This is a genomic window from Flaviramulus basaltis (assembly GCF_900114265.1).
Lineage (GTDB): Bacteria > Bacteroidota > Bacteroidia > Flavobacteriales > Flavobacteriaceae > Flaviramulus > Flaviramulus basaltis.
The window spans coordinates 861,231-874,490 of sequence record NZ_FPKV01000002.1 but is presented as its reverse complement, the minus strand read 5'-3'; the positions used below and the strand labels follow the sequence as shown (position 1 = coordinate 874,490).

9 protein-coding genes are annotated in these 13,260 nt (G+C 31.4%); 5 read left to right on the top strand and 4 right to left on the bottom strand.

Annotated features, from left to right (window positions below):
• Positions 1-71: 71 nt before the first annotated feature.
• Positions 72-2,444: a heavy metal translocating P-type ATPase gene (locus BT151_RS10465; RefSeq protein WP_072401920.1), complete on the bottom strand. Its 2,373-nt coding sequence runs from the start codon at positions 2,442-2,444 to the stop codon at positions 72-74.
• 107 nt (positions 2,445-2,551) lie between these two features.
• On the opposite strand from BT151_RS10465, the gene BT151_RS10460 reads away from it, so the two are divergent.
• The 5 genes from BT151_RS10460 to BT151_RS10440 all read left to right on the top strand — a co-directional run bounded on the left by BT151_RS10460 (position 2,552) and on the right by BT151_RS10440 (position 9,591).
• A complete protein-coding gene (locus tag BT151_RS10460) occupies positions 2,552-3,229 on the top strand; it encodes a Crp/Fnr family transcriptional regulator (protein ID WP_072401918.1) in 678 nt (225 codons plus the stop codon).
• A gap of 87 nt (positions 3,230-3,316) precedes the next feature.
• Positions 3,317-4,444, top strand: a complete 1,128-nt coding sequence (locus BT151_RS10455) for a vWA domain-containing protein (protein ID WP_072401916.1) — start codon at positions 3,317-3,319, stop codon at positions 4,442-4,444.
• Between the two features lie 2 nt (positions 4,445-4,446).
• Positions 4,447-5,913 carry a magnesium chelatase gene (locus BT151_RS10450; RefSeq protein WP_072401914.1) on the top strand — a complete coding sequence of 489 codons (1,467 nt, stop codon included), beginning with the start codon at positions 4,447-4,449 and terminating at the stop codon, positions 5,911-5,913.
• 294 nt (positions 5,914-6,207) lie between these two features.
• Positions 6,208-8,295 (top strand): HAD-IIB family hydrolase, encoded by a 2,088-nt coding sequence (locus BT151_RS10445; RefSeq protein ID WP_072401912.1) that lies wholly within the window; start codon positions 6,208-6,210, stop codon positions 8,293-8,295.
• 15 nt (positions 8,296-8,310) lie between these two features.
• The gene (locus BT151_RS10440; RefSeq protein WP_072401910.1) at positions 8,311-9,591 is read left to right on the top strand and encodes a glycosyltransferase; all 1,281 of its coding nucleotides are present in this window, start codon (positions 8,311-8,313) and stop codon (positions 9,589-9,591) included.
• A gap of 24 nt (positions 9,592-9,615) precedes the next feature.
• Here the strand turns inward: BT151_RS10440 and BT151_RS10435 are convergent, their stop codons facing one another.
• The 3 genes from BT151_RS10435 to BT151_RS10425 are packed head-to-tail and all read right to left on the bottom strand — an operon-like array spanning position 9,616 to position 13,231.
• The gene (locus BT151_RS10435; protein ID WP_072401908.1) at positions 9,616-10,188 is read right to left on the bottom strand and encodes a YdeI/OmpD-associated family protein; all 573 of its coding nucleotides are present in this window, start codon (positions 10,186-10,188) and stop codon (positions 9,616-9,618) included.
• A gap of 5 nt (positions 10,189-10,193) precedes the next feature.
• A complete protein-coding gene (locus BT151_RS10430; RefSeq protein ID WP_072401906.1) occupies positions 10,194-11,840 on the bottom strand; it encodes a M1 family metallopeptidase in 1,647 nt (548 codons plus the stop codon).
• 56 nt (positions 11,841-11,896) lie between these two features.
• Positions 11,897-13,231: a M28 family peptidase gene (locus tag BT151_RS10425; protein WP_072401904.1), complete on the bottom strand. Its 1,335-nt coding sequence runs from the start codon at positions 13,229-13,231 to the stop codon at positions 11,897-11,899.
• Positions 13,232-13,260 lie beyond the last annotated feature (29 nt).

The window sequence follows — 13,260 nt, the reverse complement described above, 5'->3', positions numbered from 1 at the left end:
CTATTTGAAGTTATGGTTCAAAAGTAGTTTCATACCTTTTGTTAAAAAATGACTTTTGTCATATTTCATTTTTAATCAAGTTTTCTACCTAAAATATTTGTTGTAATTGTTGTAAATACTACAATACTAATAGAACTTAATGGCATTAAAATAGCAGCAACAACAGGTGCTAATTGACCTGTGATAGCAAAATATAAACCGATACAATTGTAAATAAAGGAGAGTAAAAAACTCCATTTAATAATTTTTATAGCCGATTTAGAAATCTTTATATAATCGTATAATTGGTTAAATTTTGAGGCATCCAAAATAGCATCGCAAGCAGGGGAGAATACATTTACGTTTTCAGAAATCGCAATGCCAACATCACTTTGTGCTAGGGCTCCTGCATCATTTAATCCATCACCAATCATTAATACTTTAGCGCCTTCTGTTTGATGATATTTTATATACTCTAACTTGTCTTCTGGCTTTTGGTTAAATAGCAACTTTGTTTTAGTGGGAAGTAATTTTTTTAGATTGTTTTCTTCGCCTGCATTATCGCCAGAAAGAATAACCAAATCATATTCTTTTTTTAATGTGTTAAATAGTTGCGACAACCCTTTTCTATATTTATTATAAAAGGTAAACTTGCCTTTATACCTGTTATTGGTACTTACATGTACGGCTGTATTTAATGCTGCAGTATCTGACGAAAACCCCACAAAAGCTGCAGATCCAATTTTTATGTTTCTATTTTTATATTTAGCTTCAATACCTTTGCCTAAATGCTCTTCGTAAGCATCTAGAGTTAATATATTATGTTCGTTTAATAAGTTGTAAAGCGATCTACTTAGTGGATGATTGGAGCCTCTTAAAGTGCTTTTTAGTAAACTTTCTTCAGCATCAGATAATTGTAAACCTTCATAATTAATACGTGTTTCTTTGTTGGAGGTTATGGTGCCCGTTTTATCAAAAATGATGGTATTTATTTTTGCTAATTGTTCAATTATTGATGCGTTTTTTAGGTAGAATTTTTTCTTCCCTAATATTCTTAAAATATTTCCAAAAGTAAAAGGAGCAGAAAGCGCAATAGCACAAGGGCAAGCAATTATTAAAACCGATGTAAACACATTTAAAGCTTTGCTAACATCTGTAAATAGCCAAAATATAGTTGCTAAAAAGGCTATTAGTAAAATGGTAATAGTAAAGTGCTTACTTATGCTATTTGTAATATTAGTAAAAGCTAATTCTTTATCTTTTTTAAAAACATCATTACTCCAAAGTTGTGTTAAATAACTTTGTTCTACCGTTTTTAAAACATCCACTTCAATACTACCGTCTAATTGTTTTCCACCAGCAAATAGTTTATCGCCAGATTGTTTTGAAACGGTTTTAGATTCTCCAGTAACAAAACTGTAATCAATGCGGGCATGTCCTTTAATTAGAATACAATCTACAGGAATCAGCTCTTCATTTCTAATTAAAAGTCTGTCACCTTTTTCAATATCATAAACCTGAATAGATTCTTCTTTGTTATCGCTTATTTTGGTAATTCCAATAGGGAAATACGATTTGTAATCGCGTTCAAAAGATAAAAAGGTGTATGTTTTTTGCTGAAAGAATTTTCCAAGAAGTAAGAAAAAAATTAGTCCGGTTAAACTATCAAAAAAACCAGAACCTATATTTAATATAATTTCGGTGGTACTTCTTATAAATAAAACTGAAACCCCTAAAGCTATAGGAACATCAATATTTAAAATTTTTGAACGCAAACCTTTAAAAGCTGAAACAAAATAATCTTGTGCAGAATAAAAAACGACAGGCAATGAGAAGAAAAACATGAGCCATCTAAAAAGATGTTTATATTGTTCTAACCAAAATTCACCAACTTGAAAATACTCAGGAAACGATAAAAACATCACATTACCAAAAGCAAAACCAGCAATACCTAATTTGTAAATTAAAGATCTATTAATTTCTTTTTTCCCAATGCTATAATCGTCTAAACTAATAAATGGTTCGTAACCAATACTGCTTAATAATGTGACTATATTTTTTAATGAAATACCTTCATAATTAAAAGTAATTCGTACTGTCTTTTTTCCAAAATTGACAATAGACGAACTTATGTTACTATTTAATTTACTTAAGTTTTCAAGTATCCAAATACAAGAACTACAGTGAATATGCGGAATATAAAGCGTGATTATTTGAGTATTATCACTATTAAATTCGAGTAATTGCTCAATAATTTTGGGATTTTCTAAAAAATTGTATTTACCCTCAATATCTTTAGGTGTAGCTCCTGGAGCTTGTTGTAAATTGTAATAGCAAGTTAAATCGTTTGCAGAAAATATTTCGTAAACCGTTTTACAACCATTACAGCAGAATGACTTATCATCAAATGTTATTTTAGTATACGTTGTGTCTAAACCACAATGAAAGCAGGTGTCTTTGCTCATTATTATTTGCTCATTTTTACCTGTAGCAAAAGTCAAAAATCAAGTGTTCTTTAAATATGATATCTGTCATGTTTTTTCTATTTTTACAAATCAATGATTTATTGGTTATGTCAAAATGCGAACAATGTATTATTAAACAATTTAATGCCTTAAAGTCATTGACTAATGATGAATTGGTGCGAATATCAAAATGTAAAACATCAAGAATCATAAAAAAAGGCGAAGTTATTTTTGGAGAAGGAGATACCATAAATGGTGTTTATTGCGTTAAAGATGGTATTTGTAAACTGTCTAAATTAAGTGAAAACGGTAAAGACCAAATTGTTAAAATGGTTGTAAAAGGACAATTATTGGGACAACGATCTTTGGTTACAGATGAAACATCTAATTTACAAGCCACAGCTTTAAATGATATGGAAGTTTGTTTCATTCCTAAAAGTGAAATTATTGCAGATCTTCAAAAAAACCCAAAATTTTCATTTGATGTTTTAAAAAATATGGGGCATGATTTAAAAGAGGCCGATGATATAATAGTTAATATGGCTCAAAAATCTGTTCGTCACCGTTTGGCTGAAACCTTAATTTATATACACGAAAGTTTTGGAACCAATCCAGATGGAACATTAAGTGTATTACTATCTCGTGAAGATTTTGCAAACATAGTAGGAACAGCTACTGAATCTGCAATTCGTGTATTATCCCAATTTAAAAAGGAGGGATTAATTTCAACTGTAGGGAAGTTTATAAAAATTGAAGATTTTAATGAGCTCAAACGTATTGAATAATTAATATTTAATTTCCCTCTATTGCTATAGATAAATCTAATAGCTTTCAGTTATAAATTGTATAAAAATTAGTAATTTTATACAGCTATGATAAACAATAAAACTAATAGAAAAGGTTTTGTATTTAAAAAATATGAAGCACCAAATCAATCTCCTTTTGATAAGCTTTTTGAGATTTTCAAAGAATTAATTACACATACTTCTGGAGACTTTGATGAAGCAATAGATTGGCTACGCGAGTTAGATACAGAGTATAATCTAACAACTTCAGAATATACTATTGACGATTTTATTGAAGACCTTAAAAAGAAAGGTTATTTAAGAGAAGAAATTGATCCTGATGGAAATGGAGGTTTAGCAATTACCGCAAAAACCGAACGTGCTATACGTCAACAAGCATTAGATCAAATTTTTGGAAAAATAAAACGAAGCGGACAAGGAAATCATAAAAGTAAAAGCCCAGGTATTGGTGATGAGCACACAGGCGATTTTAGAAACTATCAATTTGGTGATGCTTTAGATAGAGTGTCGGTGACCGAAAGTTTAAAGAATGCACAAATAAATCATGGAATTTCAGATTTTACTTTATCTGAAGATGATTTAGTGGTTGAAGAAACACTTCATAAATCTCAAATGAGTACGGTGTTAATGATTGATATTAGTCACAGTATGATTCTATATGGAGAAGATAGAATAACACCAGCTAAAAAAGTAGCTATGGCTTTAGCCGAATTAATTACAACACGCTATCCTAAAGATACTTTAGATATTTTAGTTTTTGGTAATGATGCATGGCAAATAGAAATTAAAGATTTGCCGTATTTAAAAGTAGGGCCTTATCATACCAATACCGTAGCAGGTTTACAATTGGCTATGGATTTACTTCGAAGAAAACGTAATACAAACAAACAAATTTTTATGATTACCGATGGAAAACCAAGTTGTTTACGTTTACCAGACGGGCAGTATTACAAAAATAGTAATGGTTTAGACAAGCATATTGTAAATAAATGTTATGCTATGGCTCAACAAGCAAGAAGATTACACATACCAATCACTACCTTTATGATTGCACAAGATAATTACCTCATGCAATTTGTAAGAGAGTTTACATATGCTAATCAAGGAAAAGCTTTTTATACCGGACTTAAAGGTTTGGGTGAAATGATTTTTGAAGATTACGAAACAAACAGAAAAAAAAGAATTAGAGGATAAATATGAAACTAGAAAATATAAAAACCTTAGGCGGGTTAAAAAAAGTAGACTATAAAAGTAAATCTATAAAAGATGAACTTCGTGATAATTTAATTGAGAAAATAAAGAATAAAGAAACCACATTTGAAGGTGTGCATGGCTATGAAAATACAGTAATTCCTGAGTTGGAACGCGCTATTTTATCACGCCATAATATTAATTTGTTAGGTTTACGAGGGCAAGCGAAAACCCGTTTAGCACGTTTAATGTTAAATTTGTTAGATGAGTATATTCCAGTTGTTGAAGGCTCAGAAATTAATGATGATCCTTTAAACCCAATTTCAAGATATGCCAAAGAATTAATTATAGAAAAAGGTGATGATACACCAATAGTTTGGTTACACAGAAGCGAACGTTTTGCTGAAAAACTAGCAACACCAGATGTTACAGTTGCCGATATTATTGGTGATGTAGATCCTATTAAAGCAGCAAATTTAAAATTGAGTTATGCCGATGATAGAGTGATTCATTATGGTATGATTCCTAGAGCCAATCGTTGTATTTTTGTAATTAATGAATTACCAGATTTACAAGCAAGAATCCAAGTAGCACTATTTAACATATTGCAAGAAGGCGATATTCAAATACGTGGTTTTAAGTTGAGGTTGCCTTTAGATATTCAGTTTTTATTTACCGCAAATCCAGAAGATTATACGAATAGAGGAAGTATTGTAACGCCTTTAAAAGATAGAATTGGTTCGCAAATTTTAACACATTATCCAGTAGATATTGAAACTGCTAGATTAATTACAGAACAAGAAGCGAAAGTAGTAGAGTCTCAAAAAACATCGGTTATTGTTCCAGATTTAGCAAGAGATTTATTAGAACAGATTGTTTTTGAAGCAAGAGAAAGCGAATTCATTGATGCTAAAAGTGGTGTAAGTGCTCGTTTAAGTATTACCGCTTTAGAAAATTTATTAAGTACAGCAGAAAGGCGAGCTCTAATGTCTGGTGATGGGCAAACTATATTACGACTATCAGACTTTGTTGGTATAATTCCATCCATTACAGGAAAAGTAGAGTTAGTTTATGAAGGCGAACAAGAAGGCGCTGCGGTTGTAGCCTATAATTTAATAGGTGAAGCCATTAAAAGTTTGTTTCCAGAGTTTTTCCCTAAGGTTGAAAAACTTCAAAAGCAAGAAGATGATAGTCCATACGATGATATTGTATCATGGTTTTTCAATCAAAAAGAAGGTTTCGAATTGTTAGATGAATTACGAGACAAAGAATATAAAAACATGTTGAATGCTATTTCGCCTTTAGATGATTTGTTAGGCAAATATCAATCTAAATTATCAAAACAAGATAGTTATTTTGTTAAAGAGTTTGTGCTTTGGGCTTTAGTGGAATTTAAATTACTTAGTAAACAAAGGTTTACAGAAGGTATTCAATTTAAAGATCCATACGGAAGTTTTATAAGTGGTATATGAATAAAAAAAGGAAGCAATTTTGCTTCCTTTTTTTATTTTAATAATTTTCAAGCTATAAAGTTTTCAACAAATATTTATGTTGTTAAGGTTAATTACTAAAAATAAAGAAAAGATTTTAACATTATTAAATATGTAAAAGCCAAGGGGTGTAATTTTATGATTTCTTAGTCTATCAGTTTCAATTTATCACATTCCGAATAGCCAACAGATTAGTGGCGCTTTTCTTGGTTTTTATAGCTTAAAGCCTTAAATTTTGGAAAATCAATGGTTTAATTTGAAAAAATAGAATAAAATATGAGTAAAACTGAAGATAATATTCAACCCGATATAAAGCTTCTTTCTTTTGATATTGATAATACACTTATAGATTTCCATACACATAAAAGTAATTTTTATAAAATTTGGAAAAAATATAAACCTCAAAATGATATTCTACTTACATACAATACAGGTCGCTTAATTGATGATGTTCTAGGTTTAATAAAAAAGGGCGTTTTACCAGAACCAGATTATATTATTGGAGGAGTAGGAACCATAATATACGACTACAAAAGCAAATCTATTGTTAAAGAATTTAATGATGTATTAGATGATGGCTGGAATTTAAATTCTGTAGAGGATATTATACAAAGTATAGATCATCCCATTAGTGAGCAACCAAGTAAATATCAACATGCTTACAAGCGTAGTTACTATTTTTATAATGCCACTGAAAGTCTTATAACAAGCATTGAAAATGATTTTGCTAAGGCTAATATGGATATAAATGTTGTTTACTCAGGCGAACAATATCTAGATATTTTACCTAAGTGGGCAAATAAAGGTAATGCTTTACAATGGTTGTTAAAAAAACTTGACTTAAAACCATATAATACATTAGTAGCAGGCGATAGCGGTAACGACTCGGCAATGTTTGATATGGAAGACATTAAAGGAATAGTTGTAGCCAATGCACATGAAGAGCTATATAAATACACAAAATATCGCCAGATTTATCATGCCGAAGGCATACATGGCGATGGTGTTATTGAGGGGCTTATTTACTATGGTATTTTACCAGAAGAAGCTGTAGTTGAAAAAAATAAAGACCATGCTGATGATTATATAATCAAACAGGAATTAAGTAATATAGCGGAAGAAGATGAAGACGAAAAAATAGCTTTAATCCGAGAAGGATATGATAAAGCTATTGAAGCTTTGAAAAAAAATATTACACCGCTTGGTTTTTCAGCATGCTCTATTAAAGATAATATTACTAGTGGTACAGATGCAAATTACCATAGTGTTTGGGCAAGAGATGGAGCAATAACTATTATTGGTTCTTTGTCCCTTATTCATGATGAAGAAATTCACAAATGCCAACGCCAAACATTAATAACTTTGTTTGAACATATATCACGTAATGGTCAAATCCCTTCTAATGTACGTATTTTAGATAATGAGCCAGATTATTCTGGTGTTGGAGGCATTTGCTCAATAGATAGTGGTATATGGGTTGTAATTGCATTTTATGAATACGTTAATGTAACTAAAGATTTAGAATTCCTTAGAACATATTTTTCAGACATAAAGGAAACTATGCGTTGGTTAGGTGCTCATGATAGTAATAATGATGCCTTGTTAGAAATACCAGAAGCAGGAGATTGGACAGATTTGTTTGGCGGAAGTTATAATATACTTTATGATGAAATTTTATGGTATCGTGCCAATGTATGTTTTGGCAGAATGTTCGAAATGTTAGGAAACTACGAAGAAGCAGGAGAACATATTAGATGGTCTCAAGTAATTAAAAAAGAAATATTACAGAACTTTTGGCCTTCAACTCAGCAAAAGCTATTTCAATCGGTTTCATTTGCAGAACGCCAGTTTACTCTCGGAGATACTTCTTATTTAATTGCACAAACAACACCGTTTGATTTTAGTTGGCGTTGTGATGTTTTTGGAAATGTATTAGCCTTTTTACACGGAACAATTGATGCAGAAAAAGCACATCAAACGTTTAAATTTATGTTAGGTGTAGGAGTTAATGATCCTTTTCCAGTTTCGAATGTGTATCCAGTTGTTACACCAGGAGATCCAGATTGGAAACCATATTATACAGTTAATTTATTGAATTTACCTAATCATTATCACAATGGAGGAATTTGGCCTTTTGTGGGTGGTTTTTGGGTTAAGTTTATAAGTAAATTGGGACTTAAAGATGTAGCTATTCAGGAATTATATAAACTAGCCTTAATTAATAAAGAAGGTTTAACCGAAGAATGGGAATTTACAGAATGGGCTCATGGAATTACAGGAAAAGCCATGGGAAAATCATATCAAGCATGGTCTGCAGCACAATATATTTCTGCTTGTCATGACTTGAAAATTATTAAAAAATAACAAAAATTTAAAACGATGAAATCAATATTAATGATCTCTTTACACGGATATGTGGGAGCAAATGCAGAATTAGGAAAACCAGATACAGGAGGACAAGTGGTTTATGTTTTAGAACTAGCTGAACGTTTTAGTAGGCTTGGAAAAAAAGTAGATTTAGTAACTAGACAGTTTGAAGATCAACCAGAATATGACGTTGTAGATGAAAACTATAGTGTATGGCGTATACCTTTTGGAGGTAAAAAGTTTATCAGGAAAGAGGATATGCACGACCACTTAAAAAAGTTTGTTACCAATTGCTTGGCTGCGATTAAAAAAGAAGGTAAAAAATATGATGTAGTTTATTCTCATTACTGGGATGCAGGTTTTGCTGGACAGAAAATAGCAGAAGAACTTGGTATATCTCATGTGCATACACCACACTCTGTAGGTTGGTGGAAACGACGCACTATGGGAAGTGATATGGATGAAGTGGAGATGGAGAAAACCTATCGTTTTAAAGAGCGTATTCAAAAAGAATATTTTGTTTATCAAATGTGTAATTATGTTATAGCAACTACATTACCTCAAGTAGATTTACTAACAAAACAATACGATGTTTTACCTCGTAATTGTGGTATGATTCCTCCCGGTATAGATGAAAATCGTTTTTTTCCAGTACCGTCTAAGGAGAATGATAAAATGCGATCTAAATATGATATTCAACCAACAGATATTTTAACTTTAGGAAGAATGGCACATAATAAAGGCTATGATCTTTTAATACAAGCAATGCCAACAGTTCTCGAACTTTGTCCAGAGGCACGATTAGTTGCTGCTATTGGTAGTGACCAATCTGATCAAGATGATGAAGGTGTTGCAAAACTAAAACAGTTGGCAACTGACCTTGGTGTTATGGATAAAATAAAATGGAAAAGCTATATAGCCGATGATGATCTAGCAAATGTATATCGCTCAGCTAATATTTTCGCAATGCCTTCAAGGTATGAACCTTTTGGAATGGTAGCAATTGAAGCCATGGCTTGTGGTACACCAAGTGTTATTACGGTACATGGTGGATTATACGATTTAATTGATTTTGGAAATCAAGCTTTATTTGCAGATCCACATAGGCCTTTAGAGTTTGGTGCGATGATGTCTATGCCATTATTATACCCTAAAATGCGAAATGAACTTTCTGTTGAAGGTGCTCGTTTTGCACGCCGTAACTTTGGGTGGACAGGAATTGCAAAACGAATGATAGAAGTATTTAAAAGTTCAATTAATCAACAAACTATGGAGTCTAATCTTTTTTATTAATTGGATTTTTCTTAAATTCTAGTATTACCAATTACCTCTGTTTTTAATATTATTAGCGCATAATTGAATAATTTCAGTTATGCGTTTTTTTCTTGTTTCTTCGCGTTTTGCTTGATTTAACCAATACAAATAGCTTTTTCTGTATGATGGAGCAAAATTTTGGTAGTTATCAAAAGCATCAAGGTTTTTATTAAATTCTAATTGTAAATCTTGGGGTATAACCCCATTTTCAACATCGTCTAGAGCTGTCCAACTATCATTTTGTTTCGCAATTTCAATGGTTTTTAAACCACTTTCATGCATTAAATTTTCTGTAATTAAATCTTCAATGTATCTTTTATTTAAAGCACTCCAAACACTTTTTGGATTTCTTGGTGTGAAGTATTGACGGCGTTTCCCGTCTCCCAAGCTTTTAACGGTTGAATCAATCCAACCATAACATAAAGCAACTTTTACAGCTTCTTCCCAACGCATACTATCATTTTCATGTTCAACTTTGTAGAAGATAAGATAAATTCCTTTAGTAGTTAAATGATTTTTATGTAACCATTTACGCCATTCTTTGTCGGTTTTAAAATAATACTCAGTAATTTCCAAATAGATTAAAGTTCTTTTGATTCAACATAAAAATCTCTATCAATTAATAGGGAAGCTTTACTATTTTCTAGAGACATTGTTTTCCAATCTCCAGTAGGAAATAGCCATTGTTCTATACCGTCAATAGTTACTTGAACAGGCGTATCAAATTTATCAACAATATTTGCCCATCGGTACTTTAATTCTTTTCCTTTAATAGAATATTCAAGAGTTGGAATACGAGTATCTCTTAAATATTGATTGAAAAATTCTGTTAAATCTATACCAGTTTCTTCACTTAAAAAATCTTCAATTTGTTTTGTTGTTACTGTTTGATGATAAAAGACAATATTCATTTTGCGCAGTATTTGTCGCCATTTTTCATCATCTTCAATAAGTTGGCGTAAGGTGTGTAACATATTAGCACCTTTATAATACATATCGCCAGAACCTTCTTTATTTACATTATATGGTCCAATTATAGGTTTGTCGTTTACAATGTTTTTACGTGTCCCAATTACATAGTCGGCTGATGCTTCTTTTCCGTAATAATAATCTAAAAATAAATTTTCAGAATATGCTGTAAAACTCTCATGAATCCACATATCTGCAATATCTTTATAGGTGATATTGTTAGCAAACCATTCATGTCCTGATTCGTGTATAATAATAAAATCGAATTTTAGGCCCCAACCTGTACCCGATAAATCATTACCTAAATAGCCATTTTTATATTGGTTTCCATAAGTTACAGAACTCTGGTGCTCCATACCTAAATAAGGTACTTCAACAAGTTTAAAACTGTCTTTGTAAAATGGATATTGACCAAACCAATGCTCGAAAGCTTTCATCATTTTAGGAGCATCTTTAAAATGTTCTTTAGCAACTTCAAGATTGTCTTTTAAAACGTAATAATTCATGTCTAAATTTCCACCTTGACCATCATATACTTCAGAGAAGTTTGCATAATCTCCAATATTTATATTAACACCATAGTTATTTATAGGGTTGTTTACAAACCAAGAATATGTTTTTGTATCACCAACTTGCTCAACGCTTCGCAATCTTCCGTTAGAAACATCCATTAATTTAGAAGGGACGTTCACACTTATAAGCATACTATCTACTTCATCATACATGTGGTCTTTACATGGCCACCAAACACTTGCCCCTAAACCTTGACATGAAGAAGCTATAAAATGATTGCCATTGTTGTCTTTTTTCCATGAAATACCACCATCCCAAGGCGCTCTAACAGCCTCTTTGGGATTCCCTTCATAATAAACATCAATACTATTTAAATCATTTTTATTTTGAAAATCTTGAAGGGTGATAAAATGTGCATTTCCATCATCTATAAATTTTAATTCTTTTCCATTTTGAATCACTTTTGTTATTTTTAGAGGTGATTGTAAATCAATCTGCATCACAGAATCATTGTCTAAAACTTTGTATTGAATGGTGTTTTTACCTGAAATAAACTTTTCATCAGGGTTAACTTTTATATCTAAATGATAATACGTTAAATCCCACCAAGCACGTTCTGGAGTTATGCTGCCTCTTAAGGTATCTTGATGAGTAAAATTATCTTTTTCAGAAAGTAAACCTTGAGCTTCAATAGAAGTTATTGGAATAACTAAAAAAGTAATTAGTAAAAAATAGAAGTATTTCATTGTTTAAACTTTTGATCTGCTAAATTAATTAAAAGATTATTAATATGTTTTTAAGGTTAATCTCTAAAAACCTTATTCGGAAAAGTAACAACGCTTTCAAAGCAATTTTCTCCTACTGTTGTAATACCAAAAAAGAAGTTATCAATAACAATACCATCTAATGTAAATTCTGAAACATCACCTACATAGCGGCTGTAATCCCAAGTAGGAGAGGTTGTGTCACGCCAGTAAATTTTATAACCTTTTGCGCCATCAATTTTATCCCATTTAAACTTTACTGAGGCTTCAACAATACCACCAATGGCAACACTTTTTGGTTGAGGTGGGGCAGAAGCTAAACTTGCTAAGTTTATAGCGTTTACAGTGGTTAGTTTTTTTGCATAATCAAAATTAACATGCTCTATTACATCTCCATATTTTATACCTTCTTCTTCACGAATATCTTGATGTTGTTGTGTGTAATTTTCATGAGCTTCCATAATTCGTATTCCAGCATAACCTAAATCGTTAAATGGACGATGATGACCACCACGACCAAAACGATCCAACCTGTAAATCATCATAGGATTCATTTCGGGCATGTAAGTTTTTACGTTTTTGTGAATATAACGGGCTAATTGACGTGAAATTCCATCTACTTCACCGCCATAAAATCTGCGCATTGTTCTTTCTCTTTCAGTTTCATTTGGAGGAACGGGTTCTGAAAATATTCTAAAAGTACGGTTATCAATTACGCCATCAACTCCTTTAATATTTCCAATCATATCATTATTAAATATTCCAATAATATCCCAATTGTTGTCTTTAGCGTATTTAGCTAATCCTGCGCCTCCAAATAAACCTTGCTCTTCACCAGATAAGCCAACATAGATAATACTGTTTTCAAATTTATATTTTGAAAGTATACGAGCAGCCTCAATAGTTCCAGCCATTCCAGAAGCATTATCATTAGCACCAGGAGCATCAGTTGTAAAATCCATTGTATCGCTAGCACGAGAGTCAATATCACCACTCATAATAATATAACGATTTGGGTATTTTGTTCCTTTTTGTATGGCAACAACATTAACAACCCAAGCATCATGTGGTACGCGATTATTACCTTCTTTAGTCACAAAATCTTTTTGGTAAAATACATTTAAGCAATCATCACAGTTTTTTGAAATGGTCTCAAATTCAGATTTAATCCAACGTCTTGCTGCACCAATGCCTCTTGTGTTTGAAATTGTATCGCTAAAGGTGTTTCTTGTTCCAAAATTAACTAAAGTTTGTATGTCGTTTTCAATTCTATCTGCTGAAACTGCACCAATAATATCATATATCTGTTTATCTTTTTGACCAAAAATTAATAAGGTTGAGAATAAAATAACTGTAAAAAATAATTTTTTCATATTTCAAATTTTATCTAAAAATACTGAAA

What these genes read in the sequence shown, in the direction of transcription:
- BT151_RS10465 (WP_072401920.1), bottom strand. Translation starts at nt 2,444, where the DNA reads ATGAGCAAAGACACCTGCTTTCATTGTGGTTTAGACACAACGTATACT.
- BT151_RS10460 (WP_072401918.1), top strand. Translation starts at nt 2,552, where the DNA reads ATGTCAAAATGCGAACAATGTATTATTAAACAATTTAATGCCTTAAAG.
- BT151_RS10455 (WP_072401916.1), top strand. Translation starts at nt 3,317, where the DNA reads ATGATAAACAATAAAACTAATAGAAAAGGTTTTGTATTTAAAAAATAT.
- BT151_RS10450 (WP_072401914.1), top strand. Translation starts at nt 4,447, where the DNA reads ATGAAACTAGAAAATATAAAAACCTTAGGCGGGTTAAAAAAAGTAGAC.
- BT151_RS10445 (WP_072401912.1), top strand. Translation starts at nt 6,208, where the DNA reads ATGAGTAAAACTGAAGATAATATTCAACCCGATATAAAGCTTCTTTCT.
- BT151_RS10440 (WP_072401910.1), top strand. Translation starts at nt 8,311, where the DNA reads ATGAAATCAATATTAATGATCTCTTTACACGGATATGTGGGAGCAAAT.
- BT151_RS10430 (WP_072401906.1), bottom strand. Translation starts at nt 11,840, where the DNA reads ATGAAATACTTCTATTTTTTACTAATTACTTTTTTAGTTATTCCAATA.
- BT151_RS10425 (WP_072401904.1), bottom strand. Translation starts at nt 13,231, where the DNA reads ATGAAAAAATTATTTTTTACAGTTATTTTATTCTCAACCTTATTAATT.